The sequence below is a fragment of the Clostridium sp. HCP1S3_C6 genome, from assembly GCF_052066735.1.
Classification (GTDB): Bacteria; Bacillota; Clostridia; order Clostridiales; family Clostridiaceae; genus Clostridium.
On sequence record NZ_JBQHRN010000026.1, the window covers coordinates 1 to 24,402 of the forward strand.

The following is a 24,402-nucleotide window of genomic DNA, read 5'->3' on the forward strand; positions in this document are numbered from 1 at the left end:
TGTGGAGTATCATATCAAATGCAAGTAGTTTTTATAACAAAAGCAGATACATTGAAACAGTAAAATTCTTAAAATGTTTATATTTGATTACATTTTAAGTAGCAGAAATGATAATGCAATTATTAAAAGACAGAATTAAAAAGGATGGTAAAATTAGAGAAGGTAATGTTTTAAAAGTTGATTCTTTTTTAAATCACCAAATTGATATTAACCTTCTTAATGAAATAGGTAAGGAATTTAAAAGACGTTTTGAAGGAAAAGAAGTAACTAAGATTTTAACAATAGAAGCTTCTGGCATAGCTATTGCATGTATAGCTGCACAATATTTTAATGTTCCTGTGGTTTTTGCAAAAAAAACTAAAACAACTAATATTGCAGGAGATGTGTATACAACTAAAGTTGAATCTTTTACTCACCAAAAAGTATATGATATTATGGTATCTAAAGACTTTTTAAATGAAGGAGATAAAGTATTAATATTAGATGATTTTTTAGCTAACGGTCAAGCATTAATTGGCTTATCGCAATTAGTAAAGGATGCTGGAGCAGAAGTTGTAGGTGCTGGAATTGTAATAGAAAAAGGATTTCAAAATGGTGGAAAAATGATAAGAGAACAAGGCATTCATTTAGAATCTCTTGCAATAATCGACAAAATGAGTGTGGAAAATGGTGTGACATTCAGATAAATAAGTTATATACATTAAGGCTGCTTAAAAAAGTGGCTTTTTTTTATTTTTTATATTTTTATTTAAAATAAAACAAAAAAACTATTGAAAGTTGTTATCAGTTGATATATATTTATTAAGTAATAACAAGTTTCAATGGAGGAAGTTTTATGATGATAAATAAAAGGTTAATAAACCTTTGTAATGATTCAAAGAAATATATAGCACTTACTATACTTTCAAATTGGATCTCATTTTTATGTAATGTGGCAATTATATTTATTATTGGAAGTACTATAAATGAGATTTATCTTTATAAATCTATTTCAAATAGTGTTTTTAAGGTAATTATTATTGCAGTACTTTTAATTTTAAGATTTATATGCAGCACTTTATATTTGAAGTTTTCTAATTTTGCATCAAGTAGTGCAAGAGTTAAACTTAGAGAATTGATATATAAAAAGCTTTTAAGATTAGGAACACGATATTCAAATTATGAAAGCACATCTGCAGTAGTTCAGGTAGCAGGAGAAGGTATAGAACAACTTGAAGTTTACTTTGGTAAATACCTTCCTCAATTTTTCTATTCTCTTTTAGTACCAGTTACATTGTTTATATTTATGAGTTTTATTTCTATAAAGGCAGCTATAGTATTTATACTATGTGTTCCATTAATTCCTATTTCAATAATTGCAATTATGAAAATAGCAAAGAAAATTTTAAAGGATTATTGGAAATCTTATTCAGATCTTGGAGGAACATTTCTTGAAAATCTTCAAGGATTAACAACCCTTAAGGTATTTAATGTTGATGAAGAAAGACATAAAAAGATGAATGAAGAGGCTGAAAACTTTAGAAAGATAACAATGAAGGTTTTAAGCATGCAGCTTAATTCAATAACGATTATGGACTTAGTAGCATTTTTAGGATCAGCCCTTGGAAGTATAGTAGCTTTAATTCAGTATAAAAATGGACAGCTTCAAGTGGGGCATTTAATAATAATAATATTACTTTCATCTGAATTTTTTATCCCTTTAAGACTTTTAGGGTCATATTTTCATATTGCAATGAATGGAATGGCTGCAAGTGACAGAATTTTCAATATACTCGATTCTAAGGAAAGAGAAAAGAAAAAAAGTAGTTTTAAAAATGAAGAATGGAGTGAAGTTAAAGTTTCATTTAATAATGTAAGCTTTAATTATGATAATGAAAGACAGATATTAAAGGATATTGATTTAGATATAAATAATGGTGGTATTAATGCAATTGTAGGGGAAAGTGGTTCTGGTAAAAGTACAATAGCGTCACTTATTTTAAATAAATATGATATTCAAGAAGGCAATATATTTATTAATGATATAGATGCAAGAGAATTAGATTTTGACACTATATATAATAATATATCTATTGTTTCAACTAATAGTTACATATTTAATGGAACTATTTTAGAAAACTTATTAATAGCTAAAAAAGATGCAACTAAAGAAGAAATAGAAGCAGTTTTAAAGAAAACTAGATTATTTGATTTTGTTAGTAGTCTAAAAGATGGTTTAAATAGTGAAGTTGGTCAAAATGGTAATAAGCTTTCAGGTGGTCAAAAGCAAAGACTTGCATTAGCAAGGACAATGCTTAAAGATGCTCCAATGATTATATTTGATGAGGCAACATCTAACATAGATGTGGAAAGTGAAGAAATAATATGGCAAACAATTGATGAAATATCAAAAGATAAAACTGTACTTGTAATATCACATAGACTTGCAAATGTTAGAGGTGCTAAAAAAATATATGTTATAAACAAAGGGCAAATAATAGAGAAAGGAACTCATGATGAATTAATGGAATTTAAAAATCATTATTTTAACATGGTTATGAGCCAAGAAGAATTAGAAAAGATAAGAGAGGTGTCATAAATGAAGAGAATGTCAGGGTTTCAAATAATGAAAAGGCTAATTAAGGAATTAAAACCTCTTGCACCTATTATGCTTATAACAATATTTCTTGGAGTAATAGGATTTCTAGCATCTATATCAATTGCTGTATTTTCAGCTGTAGCAATAGGAAGTTTAAATGGTGATATTTCATGGATAACATTTAAAGCTTCAATTATCGTCATGGTAGTATGTGCTACTTTAAGAGGTTTTTTAAGATATGGAGAACAGCTTTCTGGTCATTATATTGCATTTAAAATACTTTATATATTAAGAGATAAGATATTTACAAAACTTAGAAGTTTAGCGCCAGCAAAGCTTGAAGGAAAGGATAAAGGAAGTTTAATTGCGTTAATTACTTCAGATATTGAACTTTTAGAAGTTTTTTATGCACATACTATAGCACCTATTTCAATTGCAATTATTACTAATACAATTATAGTTATTGTTCTTGGAAAGATTAATGTAGTATTTGGAGTAATGTCTCTTATATCATTTTTAATTGTAGGATTTTTTATACCATACTTTTCATCTTCAGTGGGAAAGGAAGCAGGAGTAAGCTATAGAAAAAATATTGGTGATTGCAATAGTTATATTCTTGATTCTTTAAGGGGACTTCAAGAAATACTATTTTTTAAAGCTGGAGAAGATAGAATTAAAGGTATTAATGATAAATCAAAAAATATTAATAAGGATTTAGATGTTATAAAAAAGCATGAGGGTATAGTAAGAGCTTTAGTTGAACTTACTATTATGTGCTCAATTATATTATTTGCTATATGTGGTTTTAATATTTATGTTAAGGGAAATATAAGTTTTACAGAAATGATTATTGTAATTATATTAATAGCTTCATCATTTGGACCTGTAGTTGCTCTTAGTAATCTTTCAAACACTCTTCTTCAAACATTTGCAAGTGCTGAAAGATTATTTAATCTTTTAGATGAGGAGCCTTTTGTAAATGAAGTTTATAACAAAGAAGATATAAAAGGTGAAAATATTAGTTTTGAAAATGTATCATTTACATATAAAAATTCTAGTAAAGAAATATTAAATAATACATCTTTAAACATAAATAAAGGTGATAAAGTAGCATTAATAGGTGAAAGTGGCATTGGTAAGAGTACATTTATTAAACTTATAATGAGGTTTTTTGATGTAAGTGATGGCAATATAAAGTTAGATAACAAAAGTATTGAAGATATTAATACAGAATCATTAAGAAATAGTCAAGCTTTAGTAAGTCAGGAAACTTATTTGTTCAATGAAACTATATATGACAATATAAGATTAGGCAATTTAAAGGCAACAAGAGAAGATATTATAGAAGCATCAAAAAAAGCTGCTATTCATAACTTTATAGAATCACTTCCTAATGGATATGAAACAAAAGTTTCTGAGCTTGGAAGTAGTTTGTCTTCGGGAGAAAAACAAAGAATTGGACTTGCTAGGGCATTTTTAAAGAATAGTAATATTCTTATATTAGATGAACCAACAAGCAATTTAGATACTTTAAATGAAGGAATGATTTTAAAATCAATAAAAGATACATGCAATGATAAAACTATAGTTTTAATATCTCATAGAATGAGTACAACATCAATTTGCAATAGGATATTAAAGCTTAAGGATAAAAAAATTATAGAGGTTTAAAAAAGTCTCTTAATTTTTTCAACTTCACTAATAATAGTATTAAAATAACAAGGAGTTAATATGAATAGAATTGATAGAGAAAAAGAAGTAATTACACTTATGATAAATCTTTATTGTGAAAAAAAACATAAGACAAAAAAAGGACAGCTTTGTCCTGAATGTGAAGAACTTTTAGAATATGCACATAAGAGACTTACAAATTGTAAATTTCAAAATGAAAAAACCACATGTGGGAAATGCCCTATTCATTGTTATAAAAAGGATATGAGAATTAAGGTAAAAGAAGTTATGAGATTTTCAGGACCAAGAATATTGTTTTATAGACCAATAGAATTTATTAGACATTTATTAGATAAATAGGAGTAGATATGAGAAGGATTGTTAAATACATATATATTATTATTGGAGTTATAGCTGTTATTTTAGGAAGTATAGGAGTTGTTTTACCAGTACTTCCAACAACACCATTTCTTCTTTTAGCATCATTTTGTTTTGCAAAGGGGTCTGAAAGATTTAATAATTGGTTTACTAATACAAAATTATATAAAAAGCATCTTGATAGCTTTGTTAAGGAAAGGGCAATGACTTTAAAACAAAAAATATGCTTGCTTGCTTTTGCTGATTTTATGATTGCCTTTCCAATAATAATTTTAAATAGCATTTATATAAAGATATTTTTAATTTTATTAGTTTTATTTAAATATTATTATTTCATTTTTAGAATAAAGACAATAAAGCAAGAAAAATAGACAATTTAAGGAGACAATTATGAGAAAAATTATATCGATAATATTAATTACAGTTTTTATAGTTACTTTTACTTTGGAAAATAATTATGTGTTTGCAGAGGCTAATTTAAGTAATATTTCAGAAAAAAATCAGGATATATTATTTAATAGTAAATTTAAAAATGGGGAATATAAGGTAAAAGTAAATGTATTAAAAGTAGACTCAGATGATATTTCATCTGCAGCAAAATATATTGACAATGAATCAGATATAATAATTACAGATAATGGTGTAAAGGCCATAGTTAATTTTAATAAAAGAAAACTTATGACTAACATAGTTGTTAAGATTAATGGTAAAGAAGTCAATTATGAAACAAGAGAAGAAGGAAACGATAATTTATATGCAACTATTCCACTAGAAGATGCAGATAATATTATTGAAGTTTCAAGTAAGATAAATACAGGCTTTATGGTAATGCCTGTATCATTTAGAATAATTTTTGATACTAGTACTATTCCATTAAAGGATTTAATAAATAATAATCCACCTGAAGATGATAATAAAAATAACTCAGATGATAATACTTCAAATAATAAACCAGAAAATATTCCTAGTAATGATAAAATAGAAGAACCTGAAAAAAAACCAGAGATGCAAGAACCATCTTTGCCATCTCAAGATGCAAATTATTCTATATATAAAATTCAAAATGAAATTATAACAAGTAGTAGCATAGGGTATACAGCTGCAAGAGCAGCTATAAGCACAAGCTCTTATGTGGAAAAGTATGATGATAATACATATATAACACTTGGAATTTCTAATCTTGATGTAATGAATAACATTAGGGTTTCTGTAAATAATAGAAATATAGCTTATGAAATTGTAAGACAAAATGATTCAAATTATACTATGGATATAAGATTTAAAGTTAATTCTATTAAAGATGATATTAAAGTTAATGCATATATAAATGCAATAGGAATGGATATTTCATTTGGAATTCAATTACTTGAAAATTCAATGGAGTTAATAAGTAGTTCAGAATCAAGTAAACCATTAGCAAGTATATCTTCTGTTCAACCTGTGCCAGAATTTTTAGGTGGTGAAACAGTTAATAATGAAAAAATAAATAATAAAGAGCTATCAGAAGATATAAAAATAGAAATGAAAAATTATTACAAAAAGTATACTATTGAAAATGAAATTATCAGTGATAGTACTATTGGAAGAAATATGGCACGTAAATATATAGATAAAACATGTATACTAGATGAAATAGATGGTCAATATTATTTAACAATAAAAATATCAGGAAGTAATTCCATGGGAAATATAAAAGTAGAAGTTAATAATGAAGAAATAGAATATGAAATTGTATCTAAGGATAATGATGGTAATATGGCTATAAGATTTAAGATAAATGGTATAGATGATTCCATAAAAATGTACATGCTTATTTCTGCTGTTAATAAAAATGTTGATTTTGGAATAAAGTTGCTTAAAGATACAATGGTTTTAATAGACGAAGGAGTAGCATCTAATAGTAATGATGAAAATAACAAAGATGAACTTTTGGAAAATTTCATGAAAAGAAGTAATGATGAAGTTGGTAGTAACAAAAAAGCAATAATGGTATCAAGTGCAGCTACAATGACTATAATATTTTTACTAGAAGGAATTGTATTTGCAATAATAAAAAGAAAGAAAAAAATAAAGAAACAAATATAAGAAAAATTGCCGCTTAGATTTTTTGATTATCTTTATAGAATAATTAAAAAATGCGGCAATTTAATTTTTTATGCTATTTTTTTCTCTTAAATGTGGCTGTTCCAACTAATCCAGTAAACATTGTGAATATTCCAATAATACTTGTAGCATCAGATGTTGGGTTACCTTTTCCGTCATTATCTTTGGTTGGTTTATTAGTATCTTGTGTTGGTGGTGTTACTGTACCAGGAGTATCAGGTTTATCAGTATCTTCCTTTGATGGTTCAATATTAGCTTCACTTAGTGTGATTTCTACATTATTAAATTCTATTTTTTTATTGAATTTTTCATTATCAAATATTTTTTTAGAATTACTTGAAGCTATGACTTTACCATTTAATTTTAAATTGATATTGTCACTAAGCCTATATCCTTTATTAATTGCATCTTGTGATAGCATCATTTCAACAGTATAAGTATAGATGGTGTCTTTCTCAATAGATGTTAATAAATTTCCAGCCGAAGAAAGCATAGCATTTACGCTAAGTCCATCTGATGTAATATTGAAATTAGCATTTTGTATTTCTTTGCCATTAATTAATAATTTTCTTGGTATATCTGAAAAATAGTAGCCGTATTTTGCACTAAGTTTTATTCCATATGAATAGTTGTGCCCTGCTTCAAATGTAAAGGCAGAATAATTTTTACTATGACATTCTTTATTATCATCTTCTGTCATTACAATATCCTTATCATCGATAGATGTTAAATCACTTTTAGGAGTCATTGTCTTAATTGCTGTTTCTTGTGCATAATTTTCATCGCATGGCAATATAACTTTGTTCCCATTTACTGTTAAATTAATGCTGTTAGCAAATTTGAAATCTGAATAATAATCTTTAGATAATGCAATAGAATAGCGATAAGTTTTGCCTTCTTTAAAAGAAGTTAATGGTGTATATTCCTCACTAGTGCTAAAATTAGGCGAATAGCAAGTTTTCATATGCACCTTCTTCATGATAATCATCTACATTTATATCATCAGCAAGAGCTGCAAATGTTAATGAAGAAATCATGCTAAAAATTAACAAGGACGCTAATGTTCTTCTTTTCTTTACTTTTGAAATATTCCTCATAATCATCACCTTACCTTATATACATTATTAATTAAATTTATGGTTGCCTTTTAAATTTTATCCCTCCTTATGAGCATATATTACCACCCAATTATTTTTTTCTCGAATTTAGGAAATATTTCTTTACTGGTATATATGATTATTACCGGAAAGTCATTGACATATAGGAAATTAAAGACAAAATATTAGATATATAAAGTAATATTAAGATTGCAAAGAATAAGGGAATTTCAGGAATAACAAAGGAGTCAGTAAATGTTTCTCTTTCTAAATTAGCTAAGGATAATAACATAAATGCTACAAGATTGCAAGATAATTTTAGTACATTGCTTACAGTACTGCCAATTAGCATTTCTGAAATTTCTAAATTTTTAAACTATGATTCATCATATATTTCTCGAATTAGAAATGGTCAAAGGCGACCTTCAAATTTACAAGACTTTGCTTTAGGAATTGCAAATTTTGTGGGTCGTCGTTATAAAGATGAATCAGAAAAAGAAATTGTTGCACATTGATAAGTTAAAGGTTCCTAGTGCTAAATTTCAATTGCCTATATCTAAAAGTTATTTTGGGTTAAAAGAAATGATGAATAGTGAATTAGCATTTTTGAAAGCAACAGTTTTTTCTAAATCTAAAGAGCCTGTTATTATGTATAGTGATATGCCTATGGGAGAAATGGCAAAGGACCCTGATTTCCCTAAGAAATGGATGTTTGGTATGGCAATGATGTTAAAAAAGGGATTACATTTAAATCAAATTCATAACATAGATCGATCTTTTGAAGATATGATGCTAGGATTGGAAAGTTGGATACCAATGTATATGACTGGACAAATTTCACCTTACTATTTAAATGGTATACAAAATAATGTATTTTCACATTTTTTGAAGGTTTCTGGTACTGTAGCGTTGACTGGTGAAGCAATTAATGGATATCATAGTGAAGGAAAATATTATTTGACTAAAAACAAGGAAGAAGTATATTATTATAAAAGAAGGGCAGAACGTTTACTTTCAAAAGCTTTACCTCTTATGAAAATTTATAAGAAGGATTCTGAAAATGCTTATAATACTTTTTTACAGGTAGATTCAAAAACAGAAGGTTGTAGACGTACAATATTGTCAGCATTACCGTTGTATACAGCTACAGATGAACTTATTGATAAAATATTGAGAAAAAATAATATTCTTAATGAAGAGAAAATTAAAGAATATGTTATTAATCAACGTAAAATGATAGATGAAATTTTAAAACATGATACTATTACAGAAGAAATCCCAATTTTAACAGAGGAAGAATTTAAACAATTTCCAATGACTTTATCTCTTTCTGGTATGTTTTTTGAAAAAGATATATTTTATAGTTGGGAAGATTATCAAAAACATTTATACCTTATAAGAGAATATGAAAAAAGTCATGTTAATTATATTGTAAAAGAAAATTTTAATTCTGCCTTTAGAAACATACAAATTGTTATACATGAAGGAAAGTGGGTTATTTTATCTAAAAATAAAACACCTGCTATTCATTTTCTTATTCAACATCCAAAAATGATAAATGCCTTTGAAAATATGATTATTCAAGTTATAGAAGATAGATAAAATAAAAAAATAAGAAGCTGATTTTTATATAGGAAATCAGCTTCTTATTTTTTTTAATCATTATTTGAAGCACCGGCTATTTGAACTAATAAATTTAAAATTCTAATAAATAATATTATTATAGACATTACAAGTGAAAATGCTAATAGCCATTCTGTTTTCTTTGGATATCCTTTGGATATACAAGTAACTATACTATCAAAGTCAGTTACAATGAATAATGCTGCTAAAATTACATCTACAACTGAAAGAGCAATAGCCATAGGTCCATAACCATAAAAGAAGTTTAAAAATACAGGTGTAAAAAATGAGCTAATAAAAATGAAAACACCAAAAATTAAACTTGCAAAGAAAAAAGTGCTTACTATTGCTCTAAATTTTTGATTTACTTTTATAATACCTGTTGAATATAAAAATGCCATTGCAAATATAACAATGAAAGTTAAAATTAATGCTGTTGGAACTACTCCATTGTAAAGGTAAGAATAGCTCATGCATAGCAAACCAACAACATATCCTTCTGTTAGGCAAAATATTGAACCTAATACAGGTGTTGTTGATGGAATAAATAAGCTTATTAATGATGAAATAAGTGATACTATTAAACAAATAAGTACTGCAGTTATACTATTTTCAATAGGTATAATTCCAGAGGCACTAATACATATTCCAACAACAGTTAATAATAAAAAGAAAAATACTTTTGATGAAGTTCCTGCCATTGAGCATGTTAGACTATTTGAAGCTGCAGAAAGTTTTTTAACTTTTTTTATATAAGGATTTGAAACTTTTAATTCCATTTTTCATACCTCCAATATTTATTTTTCTAATAATAGATATAGCTATATTCTATCAAAATTGGAATTAGCATCATATAGTATTTTTTTAAAATTTGTATTAACATATTAAGAACATAAAATTCTATTGACATTTAGAAGTTGATAGTATTATAATGATAATATCAAATTAACAATAACATTTCAGGAGGTATGTTTATGAGAGCATTAATAGTTGTTGATATGCAAAACGATTTTATTGATGGAAGTTTAGGTACTAAGGAGGCACAGGCAATTCTGTCTAATGTTAAAAATAAAATTGAACAATATAAAAAGAATAATGATGTAATTATTTTTACAAGAGATACTCACAATGAAGATTATTTAGAAACACAAGAAGGCAAAAACTTACCAGTTAAGCATTGTGTTAAGGATACAAAAGGGTGGGAAATATCAAAGGAGTTATTAACAGAAGGATATAAAGTTATTAACAAGGATACCTTTGGATCATTAGAACTTGTGGATTATTTAAAGCAAGACTATAAGGAATTTGATGAAATTGAATTAGTAGGTCTATGTACAGATATTTGTGTTATTTCAAATGCAATGATTCTTAAAGCTGCATTTTTAAAATCTGTAATAAAAGTTGATGCTAGTGCTTGTGCAGGAGTTACAAAAGAAAGTCATAAAAATGCCCTTGAAGCAATGAAAATGTGTCAAATTAAAATTATAAACGAGTAAAAATTATTATAGGAAGTGAGGATTTATGATAAGGATAAATAACGAAATACTTAAAAAAGAGTATTTCCCAGATAATACTTTACGGGTTAGGAAATTAATAAAAGACAAGGATATTGAAATAGAATGGTTATATGAAAATGATGAAGAAATGGCATGGCTTTATTTTATAACAAAACACATAAAAGAAAATAAAAGTGTTAATTCAGTAATATTGAAAATGCCATATATACCAAATGCAAGAATGGATAGAGTGAAAAATAAGGATGAAGTATTTACACTTAAATATTTTGCAGAGTTTATTAACAGTTTAAATTTTGATAAGGTAATCGTTAGAGATCCTCATTCTTATGTATCTTTAGCATTAATAAATAACATTGAATGCGAAAATATTGGGGATAAAATAAAATCACTTGTGGATAAATTATTAATGAATACAAATGATATTATTTTTTATCCTGATGAGGGAGCATGCAAAAGATATAGTGATATTTTAGATCATAGCAATGCTTTTGGAATAAAAAAACGTGATTTTAGAACTGGACAAATTAAAGGGCTTGATGTAATGGGAGATATACCTAAAGAAAAATTTAATGTTTTAATAATTGATGATATATGCTCCTACGGTGGTACATTTTATCATAGCGCTAAAAAGTTAAAAGAATTAGGTGCAGATAAAATATATCTTTATGTAACTCACTGTGAAAACAATATTTTAAAAGGTGAATTATTAAAAGATGATTTAATAGAAAAAGTATTTACAACTGAAAGTATTTTTACAGAAAAAAATAAAAAAATTGAAATTATATAAATTTAGTTAGGATTTAAAAGGGGGAAAATAAAATGAAGACACTACCATTATTATTATGTGATTTTTATAAAACAGTTCATAGCGAACAATATCCAAAGGGAATAACTAAACTAGTATCCTACTTTACACCAAGAATGACTCGTATAGAAGGAGAAGATAAACTTGTAATGTTTGGACTTCAAGCATTTATAAAAGAATATTTAATTGATTATTTTAATGAAAATTTCTTTAGTAAACCTAAAGATGAGGTAGTAGCTGAGTATAATAGAATATTAAGTTACACATTAGGAAAAAATAGTTACAAGGATGAAAAGATTAAAAAGTTGCATGACTTAGGATATTTGCCATTAGAAATAAAAGCTATACCTGAAGGAGAAAGAGTACCTATAAAAGTTCCAATGCTTGAAATAAGCAATACTCATTCAGATTTTGCATGGCTTGTAAACGCAATAGAAACACTTCTTAGCTGTTCTTTATGGCATACTATGGTATCTGCAAATGTTGGATACAATTATAGGCAAATTGTAAATAAGTATTATGATATTTCAGTAGATGATAATATTCCTAGATCAAAGGCATTAGGAGATTTTAGTATGCGAGGTCAAGAAAGTCTTGAAAGTGCAATTAAAAGTAGTGCAGCATTTTGTCTATCATTTTTAAATACAGCTACAGTGCCAGCAATACCATTTTTAGAAGAATATTATAATTGTGATTGTACAAAAGAACCTGTAGCCTTTGGCTCTATTAGTACTGAACATTCTGTTATGTGTAGTAATACTGCTGTAGATGGTGATGAAATTACTATGCTTAAGAGATTATTAAATGAAACTTATAAGGATCTTTCTTTTTCTATGGTTAGTGATAGCTATGATTATTGGAATCTTGTTGATAACATCTTGCCTCAGTGTAAAGAAGATATACTAAATCATAATGGATGTTTACTTGTAAGAGGAGATAGCGGAGATCCTGTGCAGGTTGTTACAGATACAGTATTTCATTTATGGGATATATTTGGTGGAACAGTTAATTCTAAAGGCTATAAGGTATTAGATAGTCATGTAAAGGCAATTTATGGAGATAGCATTACTCCTGAAAGGGCTAAACAAATATATGAGATTTTAATTAAAAATGGATTTGCATGTAATAACGTTGCACTAGGAGTCGGAAGCTTTTCTATGGAATGTTTACAAAAAGACGGCAAATTTAGTCCTTTTACTAGAGATACATTTGGAATTGCAGTAAAGGCTACCTATGGTGAAATGGGAGATAAGCCTCTTATGATATTTAAAAATCCAAAGACTGATACTGGAAACTTTAAAAAGTCTCAAAGAGGAATGTGTAGAGTTTTTCATGATAAAAATGGTGTAATAACATATGAAGATGGTTTAGATAGAAACACTATCAATTATAATAAAGAAAATATGCTAATTACTGTATTTAAGGATAGTTCTATGGTTAAGGAATACACATTATCAGAAATAAGAGAAAGATTACATGATGGTAAGTTTTAAGGGAGATGTTTTTATGTTTGACGCTGAGATTATTAAGGATAAAATAGTATTATGGATAAAAAATTGGTTTAAGGAAAATGGAGATGGTTGCAAAGCTGTTGTTGGAATATCAGGAGGTAAGGATAGCTCAATAGTTGCAGCACTTTGCAAGGAGGCCTTAGGAAAAGAAAATGTATATGGTGTACTTATGCCAAATGGACAGCAAGGAGATATTGATATAGCAAGAGATTTAGTTAAATATTTAGATATAGAATATTGCATTTTAAACATTCAAGATTCTTATAATGGAATTATACAAGAAATTAACAAATCAGGAATAAACATTTCTGATCAAGCAAAAACAAATCTTCCACCAAGACTTAGAATGGCAGCTTTATATGCAGTATCACAATCTGTAAATGGACGTGTAGCTAATACATGCAATTTATCAGAAGATTATGTAGGATATGCTACAAGATATGGTGATGGTGCAGGAGATTTTAGTCCTTTATCTAATCTTACTGTAGCAGAGGTTAAGGCTATAGGAAGAAGTCTTAATATGCCTGCTAAATTTGTAGATAAGGTTCCTATAGATGGTTTATGTGGAAAAACTGATGAGGATAATTTAGGCTTTACTTATGCAGTTTTAGACAAATATATTAGAACAGGAATATGCGAAGATAAAGAGACAAAAGATAAAATAGATAATATGCATGAAAAGAATAAATTCAAGTTACAATTGATGGATTCTTTTATGTATAAATAAAATTTTGGAGAAAAATATGAAAGATAATAAACTTAGTGAGAAAGAATATTTACAAAAGTATGATATTAATAAATACGAAAGACCATCACTAACTAGTGATATTGTAGCATTTACTGTAAAGACACAAGAAAGTAAAGATTATAGAAAGTTACCAGAAAAAAAGCTTTCTGTTCTTCTTGTAAAAAGGCAAGAGCATCCATTTAAGGATGAGTGGGCACTTCCAGGTGGATTTATAAAACCTGATGAATCATTAGAAGATAATGCATACAGGAAATTAAAAGAAAAAGCAGGAATAGAAGATGTTGTTTTATCACAACTTAAAGTATTCAGTAAATTAGACAGAGACCCTAGAGGGTGGGTAATATCTTGTGCTTTTATGGCGTTAGCAGAAGAAAATAAATTTAATATAGATAAACATAATGCAAATGAAAAGTGGTTTAATATTGATTATAAAAAAGAAAAGAATAATATTTATAATTTAACTTTAAGAAATGAGGATGAAATTCTCACAGCTGTTATCGAAATGGGAGATGAATTTTCAAAAGTTGATAATGATAAATTTAAGATTATAGAATGTAACCAAATAGCATTTGACCATGCAGAAATTATAGCTTGTGCAGTTGAAAAATTAAGGCAGGATTTATATAATCATAAATTAGCTTTTGAATTGCTTCCACATTTTTTTACATTAACAGATTTGCAGACTATATGTGAAATTGTATTAGATGAAAAATTAATAAAGGCTAATTTTAGGCGTAAAATTAAAGATTTAGTTACTGAAACTGAAAAGCTATCAGAGGGGGCAGGACATAGACCTGCTAAATTATATATAAAAGCTAAGTAAAATAAATAGTTCAAGATTTTGAAAAATCTTGAACTATTTTATCTTAAAAATACAAAATTATTATTAGTTGATAAATCACTTGAATAAGTAAAATTGATATCAGAAAAGCCTTTTATATCATCAATATCCTTTATTGAATTTGAACATATATATCTTACCATAAGACCACGAGCCATTTTGGCTTCTGTAGCTTTTACTTTTATTTTATTATCCTTTAAAGAACCGAAAGTACATGAAATAAAGGTATCATTGTCGGTTACATATTTCTCTATACACTTGCTATATTCTTTAGATGCTAAATTTAAAATAATATTAGAGTCTTTAGTTAATTCTTTGTATATACTATCACCCCAAAAATCATAAAGATTTTCATATTTATCTACATTAAACTTTGATTGCATTTCAAGCCTGTAAGGAGTAATGCCATCAAGAGGCTTTAGTATACCATAAAAGCCAGATAGAATTTTTAAATGATTATTTGCAAATTCAAATTCATCGTAAGTGAATGAATTTGGAGACATATATTTATATTGAATTCCTTCATATGAAATAATAGCAGGTGATAAATTTCTTTCTAAGTTCATATATTTATATCTTTCAAAATTAAGTTTTGCAATATTATCACTACAATTTAAAATTTTTTTTAAATCTTCGTATTGTAGTGATTTTAACTTTTCATAAAGTATATAAGTTTTTGAAAGCAATGATGGCATAGAAATATTTACTATATCATCATTATTTATGTTTATTTTCTTTGCAGGTGAAATAATAATATTCATACTAATAATCTTAAACTTCTTTAGATTGTAAATAGTTTAAGACTTCATCTGCATTTTGTGCTGCTTTTACCTTGTCATAAACTTTTTCTATAATTCCATCTGTTATTATATAAGTAGTACGAACTACGCCCATATATGTTTTTCCATACATTTTCTTCTCCTTGTAAACATCGTAAGCATTTATTGCTTGAAGTTCTGGGTCAGAAAGTAAAATGAAAGGTAAATCTTGCTTAGTAGCAAAGTTCATATGTGACTTTACACTATCTTTACTTATTCCTATTATTGGAACATTAAGTTTTGTATATTCATTATAGGAATCTCTAAATCCACATGCCTGCTTAGTGCATCCTGCAGTTGAATCTTTTGGATAAAAATATAAAACAATTGTTTTGTGATCTTTTATTAATTTGCTTAGTGTAACTTCATTTCCGTCTTTATCAGGTAAAGTAAAATCAGGTGCTTTTAATCCTTCTTTTAACATATTATCAGTCCTTTCATAATTAATTTAGTAATTTATTATAATTTTATTCTAACAGAGAAATAAATGATAATCAATAACAATTATTAAATAATAATTATTGCACAGCAATAAAAATATATACAACATCTTTATTTTTTCTTTATTTTTATTAAAAATAATCTTTATCTTTCTTTTGTATGATTATTACATACAAAGGAATGAGGTGTTAGATATGATTAAAATTAATAATTTATCAAAGGAATTTAAAGGTAAATCTTTTACACAAAAAGTACTTAAGAATATTAATTTAGAAATTAAAGATGGAGAATTTGTAACGATAATGGGGCCATCAGGGGGTGGTAAATCTACATTATTAAATATTATAGGAATGCTTGAAGAACCTACAAATGGAGAGGTTTTTATTGATGAGAAGAAGGTTAATTATAAAAGTCAAAATGTATTAGATAATTTAAGAAGAGAAAATATAGGGCTTAATGGAAAGGAGAAAAGTAAAATTACAAATTTATCTGGAGGAGAAAAGCAGAGAGTTTCTATAGTAAGGGCTCTTGTAAATAATCCCAAAATATTATTATGTGATGAACCAACAGGGGCACTTGATTCTAAAAATGGACAAAATGTAATAGATATACTTTTAAAATTTAAAAAAGCTACTAATGCAACATTAATTGTAGTGACCCATGATGAGACAATAGGAAGTTTAGGTGAAAAAAGATTATATTTGCAGGATGGTGGTTTACATGAATCATATTAATATAGAATTGTTACATCAGCAATTATTTCAGATTATGACATAGATGATGATGAAGTAATAATAGGTGAAGCTCTAGAAGAAACTTCTCTTGGAATATTGAGCATAGCAACATATATAATATCTATTTTATGTATAGTTTCTACAATTAGTATGATTATGTTTCAAAGAAAAAAGGATATAGCAATTTTAAGAATGTTATCAATAAAAATTAGTGACATAAAAAAATCTGTAATGCTAGAAATATCTATATGGTTTGTTCCAGTAATTATTATAGCAAGTATACTTAGTTATCCTTTAAGTATATTATTATTATTATTATCATATAAAGGAATAAAATACACAGAAGGTATTGCTTGGGCCATATTATTCATACTTAAAAATCTTGCCTTTAATATATTGGCACTCTTTATTATATCAATGATTTCACTTCAATTAATATCTTGCATGAGACCAATTTCAATCTTGAAAAATAGTAGTAGTGATGAACTTAGAAAGAAGCTTAAGAAAGTATCATTAGAATGCATTTTTGTTGTTCCACTTATTATGGTGTTATATTGCATAATAAGCAATAATATGGGGAGCCTTATAGGACTTATAGGATTAACAGCTTTTTGCATTATCTTTGTTATATTTACATGTATTATTTTTAAAATTATAAGCAGTATAGTACCTTTAAGATTTATAAATTTACGTTACTGTTTTAAATCTATAAAGAAGAATTTATTTGGCTTTGTAGTAGTACTTGTTAGAATAACAATAACACTTTGGTTTATTCTTATAGGATTTTATTTAGAAGGTTCAATTAAGGATAATATGACAAAATCTATAAAAGAGGCACTTCCATATAATTATACAGTAGACACTAATAATTCTGAGGAATTTGATAGTTTGCTTGATGCAACTAAATCAGTTAAGGGGTACGATAAGTTATACTCCATTAATGGGAATGTAACAAACATGGATAAAAAAACTCCTTATAGAAACATAACAATATATGAAGTAAATCCTGATAAATATTCTGCTAAGTTTAATATTTGTGAAGGTGAAAACCTGTTTGAGGGAGATAAGGAAGGAGCCATAATATCAGATGAAATGCATAATAATTGCAAAATAAATGTTGGAGATACTTTAGATGTAACTACAAAGAATGGTAATATAAAAATCATGGTAAAAGGCATATATAAATCTTGTGGTATAAATGATATAGCGGTTTATAAAGAAAATAAAGAATTAGGCGAAGAAATTGAATATCTTATTAATGCTGAAAATACTGATTTTGCTAATGGCTTAAGTGATTTAGATATATTTAATATAAATGATGTAGGTGCAAACCTTGCAGCATCACTTATGAAATTTTTAAAAGTATTTAAGATTCTTTCTGTAATAACAATTTTTTCTTCATTATTATTTGATATAAATATCATGAAGATGAATAGTTCACTTGAAGAAAAAGGTGATTACATGGGAGATAAAATTTTAGTTATTGAAGATGATGAAGATATAAGACAAATGCTTTGTGATTATTTTATTAAGGATGGATTGGATTTGCATTTATAAGTGATAAATTTTTTCGTAATTACAGCTATAATAAAAAATATAGTCTTGCTTACAATTATAATTATGATACCATTAGTCTAATGAAGGAAAAGATTGATAGAATAAATATTGATATCTGAGTGAGGCAGGAATTGATAATGAACTTAAGGAAATAATTGAGCAGGCAGACAATATGCGTAGTTCATTATATTTAACAGATAAGGAAGGATGTGTAGTTTATAATACACATATTTTAGATATTGATAGAATAAATATTAATGAAGATAATGTGGAGATTAGCGTTAGTGAAGATTCAAATGAATATGAAGTTAAAAATATTATTAAAATAACAGATAATAGATATCTTGTTGTTATAAACATGGGGTATTGTGGTGATAACGGTAATGTTATGGATATGTTCATACTATTTATAGTAATAATGTTATTATTTATATTTTTTATTTACGGAAGAGTAAATTACATAAATAAGCTAAATAATTCTGTGGAAAGCATTAGTAAAGGTGATTTATCTATAAGAGCACCAATAAAATATAAAAATGAACTTACATCTTTAGCAGAAGGTATAAATTCCATGACTGAAGAACTTGAAAATAGAGACTCTCAGGAGAAAGAATTTATAACTAATATATCTCATGATTTAAGAACACCTTTAACTACCATTATGGGTTACATAAAGATGATACAAGAAAAGAAATATACAAATAGTGAAGAACTAGATAAATATATAAATATTATAGATAGAAAAAGTTCATATTTAAAGAGGATGTTAGAAGATTTCTTTTATTATTCTAAGGTGAGATCTAATGATATAAAAAAAGAAAATGTTCTTATAAACTTAAATGAAAGTTTAATGCAGATTTTAGATGGTGAAGAGGAAAGCTTCAATAAAAGCAATATTAAGTTAGATGTTAGTATATGTAAGGAAAATCTATATTTATGTGCTGATCCTATGCTTATTGCTAGAACATTTCAAAATATTATATCTAATTCATTAAAATATTCTAAGGAAGGAACTACAGTGAATATTTCACTTGATAATAGAGTAATAGATAAGAAAGATTATGCCATTTTTAAAGTATCAAATATTCCTTATGATGACATAAAAGAGCAAGATGTAAAGAAATTATTTCATAGAATGTATAAGCTGGATAAGTCGCGAAACAATAAAGGAAGTGGTCTTGGACTTTCAATAACTAAAGAAATAGTTAAAAATTATGAGGGCTTTACAAAGGCATATTTAGAAGGCAGCTATATATGTTTTGAAATTGGATTTATTTTAAATAAAAATAACGCCTAAGTTTTTTTGCTAGGCATTATTTTTGTGTAGTATTTGTATAAAGGATTTTTATTATATATAAATTAATTATTAAAATAGTATAATGATAAATTATACTTTTTCTGTAATGCTATTTTTGATTGAAATTGTGAAAGCATATTATATTCACTTTCATCTATTAATTGAGCATTTTCTTTAACATAATTTGTGATTTCTGTATCTTTAGCTTCCTTATCATTATAAATTATGAAGTAACGAACTTTACCTTCATTAACATAACTTATAAATTTATCTAATGATATATAATCAATATCACCTGAAAAGCCATTACATGATAAAACAGGAAGAGACGTATCAATAATAAAATTTGCAAGATCACTACTTTTAGTTGTGGCAGCAAAAAAACTACCTTCTTTATAATTATTTTTAAGGTATTTTTCTAAATCAAGATTCTTTTTAAGGGTAGTTACTCCACCATTTATTTTTTGTAGGTTAAGATCTTCATTCGCAATTTCAGGTCCAGCGGAAGGTTTTGTTAAGTTTGGAACATATATTATTGTAGTTAAGCACCAATAAGCTGGAGCAATTAAAATAGTCATAATTCCTATTAGTAGTATATGTTCTTTGAATTTTTTACTTTTTATTATATTAATAATATATATAAATGTTATTAGTAATAAGAATATAACTAGTATTTGTAACAATTTAGGAATGTTATTGAATTTCTTTATGTTTATTATTTCTAGAATCATAGTAATTAAAAAGCATAACAGTAATATGTATTTTTTGTATTTTACGTTGCTTTTTAGATACTCTATCATAATTGGTATGCTGCAAGCAGCTAGTATACATATAGAAGGAGCTATCATTACTAAATAATATCTGTGAAAAAATCCAGCAAAGCTGAAAAATAAAAACATACTAATAAACCATGTACTCCATAAGGTGAAAAATGCATTTTGGGTATTTTTATTAATTTTTATTTTTTTAATATACATTATTATAAAAGACAAAGCAAAAATAATAAGCCATGAAATTTGACCATATATGCTTTCTGTAAAAAATCTAAAAATAGATGGATTACCTATATAATCATCAAATTGATATATTGAATTAAAAGAGTGTTTACCTTTATTTTGGCTATTAGAAGATATTATAGTATTATCTAAAGTTTCATCACCTAAAACTCTAAACATTCCGTTATGCCCAGCTATTAATTCAAATACGGAATTTGAAGAGGTGTTATCTATGTAAGGTCTTTGAGAACTTGGAGTAATATCTACAATGGTTGCCCAAGAAAATGACACAATTATAATAATAAAGGTTGTAATTATACACTGAAAAATTTTTTGTTTTGTATTAGTTTTAGAAAATAGTAAATATGTAATAGCAAAGGCAGGAATAATAAGATATGCCTGAAGCATTTTTATATTAAATCCTATACCCACTAGAAAGCCAGCTAGTAATAAAAATTTTGTTTTAGTTGTGTCAATATATTTAAGTAAAAACATTGCAGATAAAAGTAAAACGAAAATAAGCTGCATATCAATTGTATTATTTCTTGAAACTGCTACTACTATTGGTGTAAGTGAAAAGAATAATGAGGATAATATTGCAGCTAAAGAATTCTTATAATATTTCTTTACAATTATATATATAAGTAAACTTGATAAGCTACCACATAAGGCTTGGGGAAGCATTATTGAATATGTATTATTACCAAAAATAATTACAAAAAGACATTGAAGCCATAAGCCTAATGGTGGTTTGTCTACTGATAGAATACCTGAAGGATCAAAGGATACAAAAAAGAAATTTTTTAGACTTTTTGTCATACTAAGAACTGCTGCTGAATAATATTCATTACCGTATCCATAATTTTTAATGGCATAAAAATTTAGTATAAATGAAAATATAATAATAAAAGTTATTATTATAGTGTTATAATTTTTTTTTGTTAATTTTATGAAGTTTTCTTTTGAGAATATTTTATTATAATTCATAATAGACCACCTAATTTTTAATCTTAACTTAATTATAATTGTGGCATATTTCATGTCAATTGTATAGAATAGCAACTTTTTTGATTTTTTAGCACAATTTTAATATTAGTGTTATTGTTAGGATGAATAAATTATGGTAACATAATTAATTATAGAAACACAATTAATTTTATAGTTGTATGTTAATAATAAGGAGAATTTTTTATGACTGATGCATTAATAAATTGGTTTACAAATACTTTAAGTTTTATGCCTAAAGAACTTATAGCATTTATAATTTCAATGGTACCTATATTAGAACTTAGAGGTGGTCTTGTTGCAGCTTCACTTCTTGGAATTGGAATTTGGCAAGCAGTAATAATATGTTTTATAGGAAACATAATACCTATTCCATTTATTCTTTTATTTATTACTCCAATATTTAATTGGATGAAAACAACTAAACTTTTCAGTCCACTTGTACATAAGCTTGAAAAGAAATCCATGGCTAAAAGTGACAAGATACAAAAATATGAATTTTTAGGATTAGTACTTTTTGTAGGTATACCATTACCTGGTACAGGAGCATGGACAGGTGCATTAATAGCTTCACTTCTTGGAATAAAGATAAAGAAAGCTTTTCCTGCCATAGTAGTTGGACTTTTTGTTGCTACAACAATTATGTGTATTATTTCCTATGGAATACCTTGGTTAACAAGAATGTTTTAATAATTGCAATTTAATAAGCCTAATTAGAATCTAAATTCTAATTAGGCTTATTTTTATGAGCATAATTCATGATGAAGATTTTGTTTCATTATATTTAAGTATTCTGTTGGTGTAAGTTTTGCTGTTAACTTAGATGGTGTAACGTAATCTATTGATTCACCATCAAATACCATTGCAGTTCCAGAGACATAATAAGCACCAGGATTGTAGTTAAAAGGTATTTGATTGTTTCCATCAGTAAAAATTACTTGAGTATTAGGATTTTGCCATTCTTCTGGAAGTTCATAAGAATAAGTACTTTCGTTAAGATTCATTTTAACTCCAGGCCAAGGTGTTAAGACTTTTGTATAGGAATTCTCTTTAGCATAAACATATGCAAATAAATCTTTATTCCAATTACAATCTTTAAAAGCATATAAAAATCCTTGATTAATTGAGTTATTGCTATTTACTATAGGAGTATTAATAATATCTAGAGAAGGAGTTTCCTCTATAATATCTTCTTTATAAGCAATTATAACAGATCTTCCATTTAATTCAGTCATTAAGTAACCATCTTGAACCTTAATCTTCTTTCCAGAAACTTTATCTATGTAAGTACCATCATCTAATGTGGTTTGAGTATGTATATTAGCGTTGTTTTTATCTAGATTAACTATTACAACACCGCAGTTTCCACGTTCAATTTCAAAAACAGTATTAGAATTTAATATTCTTATGTATTCATTCTTAGTAGCAAAATGATTATGGAATTTGTTAATTTCTACTACTAAGTTGTTTTTCCAAGATGTATTAGAAGGACTACCAATACTACCTCTTAATCCTTCACTTGGTCTTGCATAGAACATTGGAATTGAGTCGGCTCTTGATGCTAAAATGCACCAACTTAAAATTATATTATTATCTGATATTGAAATTGATTTTCTTCCGTAATCGCCTGCATATGTATCATGTGATTCTACCCAAGTAACTAAATTTTTTGGAATATCTTGACGCATATAGTATTGAGCAAGACCTGCATTACAATTTATTACAGCATCTAAAACATTCCATCCATAAACATTATCAGTTACTTTCATGTATTTTGAATAATTTTGAATGTCAGTAGCACATTCATTTAAAATTTCACCATATACAAATGCATCTGCCTTTTTATTTTTGATTCCATTTATTATTGTAGGCCAATAATCATTTGAAATTTCATCTGTTGGAAGACCTATATGTTTTGCAGCATCAAATCTAAAACCATCTGCTCCAAGGTCTTGCATTTCATTTAAAAAATTGATAATTATTTCTTGTAATTGCTTATTAGCTGTATTCAATCCTGGCATTCCAATAGCACCTTGGGTCATTGAAGTTCTATCATTATCGTCATTATTAAATGCACCAAAAGATTCATCTTGCCAAAAGCTATCATTTTCTCTTATGTATGAAGGAATATTGTGATTTCTATCCCATTTAGCATGATTTCCGTTCCCATTTTCATTTGCTAAATGGTTAGTTACAACATCAACTATTATTTTAATTCCATATCTATGAGCTTCCATACACATGTCTTTAAATTCTTCTTTAGTTCCAAGAACATTTCCAATTTCAAAATCTATTGGTTGGTATAATTTCCACCAATCATAGTTTGTATCAAAGTTACCATCTTTGTTAGGTTGTACAGGTGATACCTGAACGCTTGTATAACCTGCTTTAGCTATTTGTTTTAAATTACTTTTTATATCTTTAAAGCGCCAATCCCATGCATGTAATATAACGCCTTCTTCACATTTATCTCTTAAGCCATAATCTTTTTGGTTTTTCTTTGATTTTTTACTGTTTAAGTAGTCTCTATTGTAGGAATATGTATAATTATCTAAAGTTTGTTCTAATAAATTTAGCATAATAACCTCCTCCTATGTAGAAAAGCTTTACAATATCTATATACTTATTATATCACCAATTGTTAATAAATCAATAAAAATATTAACAAAATGTAAATAAAATA

At 26.7% G+C, this 24,402-nt stretch carries 24 protein-coding genes; 17 read left to right on the forward strand and 7 right to left on the reverse strand.

Annotated elements, in window-relative coordinates; all coding sequences use genetic code 11:
* The first annotated feature begins 113 nt into the window (after window positions 1–113).
* The 6 genes from ACTNAO_RS09405 to ACTNAO_RS09430 all read left to right on the forward strand — a co-directional run bounded on the left by ACTNAO_RS09405 (window position 114) and on the right by ACTNAO_RS09430 (window position 6,712).
* A complete protein-coding gene (locus tag ACTNAO_RS09405; protein ID WP_441028619.1) occupies window positions 114–686 on the forward strand; it encodes a xanthine phosphoribosyltransferase in 573 nt (190 codons plus the stop codon).
* 149 nt (window positions 687–835) lie between these two features.
* Window positions 836–2,578, forward strand: a complete 1,743-nt coding sequence (locus ACTNAO_RS09410; RefSeq protein ID WP_441028552.1) for an ABC transporter ATP-binding protein/permease — start codon at window positions 836–838, stop codon at window positions 2,576–2,578.
* Window positions 2,579–4,249 (forward strand): ABC transporter ATP-binding protein, encoded by a 1,671-nt coding sequence (locus ACTNAO_RS09415; protein ID WP_441028554.1) that lies wholly within the window; start codon window positions 2,579–2,581, stop codon window positions 4,247–4,249.
* Window positions 4,250–4,309: 60 nt separating this feature from the next.
* The gene (locus ACTNAO_RS09420; RefSeq protein ID WP_441028556.1) at window positions 4,310–4,609 is read left to right on the forward strand and encodes a nitrous oxide-stimulated promoter family protein; all 300 of its coding nucleotides are present in this window, start codon (window positions 4,310–4,312) and stop codon (window positions 4,607–4,609) included.
* Between the two features lie 8 nt (window positions 4,610–4,617).
* Window positions 4,618–4,998, forward strand: coding sequence for a YbaN family protein (locus ACTNAO_RS09425; RefSeq protein WP_441028558.1), 381 nt, complete (start codon window positions 4,618–4,620; stop codon window positions 4,996–4,998).
* A 19-nt stretch (window positions 4,999–5,017) separates the two neighbouring features.
* Window positions 5,018–6,712, forward strand: a complete 1,695-nt coding sequence (locus ACTNAO_RS09430) for an NEAT domain-containing protein (protein WP_441028560.1) — start codon at window positions 5,018–5,020, stop codon at window positions 6,710–6,712.
* 73 nt (window positions 6,713–6,785) lie between these two features.
* On the opposite strand, the gene ACTNAO_RS09435 is transcribed toward ACTNAO_RS09430, so the two are convergent.
* Together ACTNAO_RS09435 and ACTNAO_RS09440 are read right to left on the reverse strand one after the other, a co-directional pair.
* The gene (locus ACTNAO_RS09435; RefSeq protein ID WP_441028562.1) at window positions 6,786–7,694 is read right to left on the reverse strand and encodes a hypothetical protein; all 909 of its coding nucleotides are present in this window, start codon (window positions 7,692–7,694) and stop codon (window positions 6,786–6,788) included.
* Window positions 7,672–7,827, reverse strand: a complete 156-nt coding sequence (locus tag ACTNAO_RS09440; protein ID WP_441028564.1) for a hypothetical protein — start codon at window positions 7,825–7,827, stop codon at window positions 7,672–7,674. The genes ACTNAO_RS09435 and ACTNAO_RS09440 overlap by 23 nt, the downstream gene beginning before the upstream one ends.
* Window positions 7,828–8,153: 326 nt before the next feature.
* On the opposite strand from ACTNAO_RS09440, the gene ACTNAO_RS09445 reads away from it, so the two are divergent.
* Window positions 8,154–8,342 (forward strand): hypothetical protein, encoded by a 189-nt coding sequence (locus ACTNAO_RS09445; protein WP_441028566.1) that lies wholly within the window; start codon window positions 8,154–8,156, stop codon window positions 8,340–8,342.
* The gene (locus ACTNAO_RS09450; protein ID WP_441028568.1) at window positions 8,311–9,429 is read left to right on the forward strand and encodes a hypothetical protein; all 1,119 of its coding nucleotides are present in this window, start codon (window positions 8,311–8,313) and stop codon (window positions 9,427–9,429) included. Before ACTNAO_RS09445 ends, ACTNAO_RS09450 begins: the two co-directional genes overlap by 32 nt.
* A 53-nt stretch (window positions 9,430–9,482) precedes the next feature.
* Here ACTNAO_RS09450 and ACTNAO_RS09455 read toward each other — a convergent pair whose 3' ends face one another.
* Window positions 9,483–10,229, reverse strand: a complete 747-nt coding sequence (locus tag ACTNAO_RS09455) for a Bax inhibitor-1/YccA family membrane protein (RefSeq protein ID WP_441028570.1) — start codon at window positions 10,227–10,229, stop codon at window positions 9,483–9,485.
* Window positions 10,230–10,424: 195 nt separating this feature from the next.
* Between ACTNAO_RS09455 and ACTNAO_RS09460 the strand changes: the two genes are divergently transcribed.
* From ACTNAO_RS09460 to ACTNAO_RS09480, 5 genes are read left to right on the forward strand one after another with little or no spacing between them, the layout of a single operon-like run.
* Window positions 10,425–10,946 carry a cysteine hydrolase family protein gene (locus ACTNAO_RS09460; protein WP_441028572.1) on the forward strand — a complete coding sequence of 174 codons (522 nt, stop codon included), beginning with the start codon at window positions 10,425–10,427 and terminating at the stop codon, window positions 10,944–10,946.
* Window positions 10,947–10,971: 25 nt separating this feature from the next.
* The gene (locus tag ACTNAO_RS09465; RefSeq protein WP_441028574.1) at window positions 10,972–11,754 is read left to right on the forward strand and encodes a ribose-phosphate pyrophosphokinase; all 783 of its coding nucleotides are present in this window, start codon (window positions 10,972–10,974) and stop codon (window positions 11,752–11,754) included.
* A 32-nt stretch (window positions 11,755–11,786) separates the two neighbouring features.
* Complete coding sequence (locus ACTNAO_RS09470; RefSeq protein WP_441028576.1) at window positions 11,787–13,265, forward strand: nicotinate phosphoribosyltransferase; 1,479 nt, start codon at window positions 11,787–11,789, stop codon at window positions 13,263–13,265.
* A gap of 13 nt (window positions 13,266–13,278) precedes the next feature.
* On the forward strand, window positions 13,279–14,010 hold the full coding sequence (gene nadE / locus ACTNAO_RS09475; protein ID WP_441028578.1) for an NAD(+) synthase: 732 nt from the start codon (window positions 13,279–13,281) through the stop codon (window positions 14,008–14,010).
* A gap of 16 nt (window positions 14,011–14,026) precedes the next feature.
* Window positions 14,027–14,854 (forward strand): NUDIX hydrolase, encoded by an 828-nt coding sequence (locus ACTNAO_RS09480; RefSeq protein WP_441028579.1) that lies wholly within the window; start codon window positions 14,027–14,029, stop codon window positions 14,852–14,854.
* Between the two features lie 38 nt (window positions 14,855–14,892).
* Here the strand turns inward: ACTNAO_RS09480 and yaaA are convergent, their stop codons facing one another.
* Both yaaA and bcp read right to left on the reverse strand, forming a co-directional pair.
* Window positions 14,893–15,633, reverse strand: coding sequence for a peroxide stress protein YaaA (gene yaaA / locus ACTNAO_RS09485; RefSeq protein WP_441028581.1), 741 nt, complete (start codon window positions 15,631–15,633; stop codon window positions 14,893–14,895).
* Window positions 15,634–15,643: 10 nt separating this feature from the next.
* Window positions 15,644–16,114, reverse strand: coding sequence for a thioredoxin-dependent thiol peroxidase (gene bcp / locus ACTNAO_RS09490; protein ID WP_441028583.1), 471 nt, complete (start codon window positions 16,112–16,114; stop codon window positions 15,644–15,646).
* 211 nt (window positions 16,115–16,325) lie between these two features.
* Here bcp and ACTNAO_RS09495 point away from each other — a divergent pair, with 211 nt between their 5' ends.
* The 3 genes from ACTNAO_RS09495 to ACTNAO_RS09505 all read left to right on the forward strand — a co-directional run bounded on the left by ACTNAO_RS09495 (window position 16,326) and on the right by ACTNAO_RS09505 (window position 19,719).
* Window positions 16,326–16,865, forward strand: a complete 540-nt coding sequence (locus ACTNAO_RS09495; RefSeq protein WP_441028584.1) for an ABC transporter ATP-binding protein — start codon at window positions 16,326–16,328, stop codon at window positions 16,863–16,865.
* Window positions 16,866–16,961: 96 nt separating this feature from the next.
* Entirely contained in the window at window positions 16,962–18,422 is a 1,461-nt protein-coding gene (locus ACTNAO_RS09500) for an FtsX-like permease family protein (RefSeq protein WP_441028585.1), read from the forward strand.
* Window positions 18,423–18,594: 172 nt separating this feature from the next.
* Entirely contained in the window at window positions 18,595–19,719 is a 1,125-nt protein-coding gene (locus ACTNAO_RS09505) for a sensor histidine kinase (protein WP_441028587.1), read from the forward strand.
* Window positions 19,720–19,781: 62 nt separating this feature from the next.
* Here ACTNAO_RS09505 and ACTNAO_RS09510 read toward each other — a convergent pair whose 3' ends face one another.
* The gene (locus tag ACTNAO_RS09510) at window positions 19,782–21,701 is read right to left on the reverse strand and encodes a glycosyltransferase family 39 protein (protein WP_441028589.1); all 1,920 of its coding nucleotides are present in this window, start codon (window positions 21,699–21,701) and stop codon (window positions 19,782–19,784) included.
* Window positions 21,702–21,905: 204 nt separating this feature from the next.
* Between ACTNAO_RS09510 and ACTNAO_RS09515 the strand changes: the two genes are divergently transcribed.
* Window positions 21,906–22,409, forward strand: coding sequence for a COG2426 family protein (locus ACTNAO_RS09515; RefSeq protein ID WP_441028591.1), 504 nt, complete (start codon window positions 21,906–21,908; stop codon window positions 22,407–22,409).
* Window positions 22,410–22,462: 53 nt separating this feature from the next.
* On the opposite strand, the gene ACTNAO_RS09520 is transcribed toward ACTNAO_RS09515, so the two are convergent.
* A complete protein-coding gene (locus tag ACTNAO_RS09520; RefSeq protein ID WP_441028593.1) occupies window positions 22,463–24,298 on the reverse strand; it encodes an alpha-amylase family glycosyl hydrolase in 1,836 nt (611 codons plus the stop codon).
* Window positions 24,299–24,402: the final 104 nt, after the last annotated feature.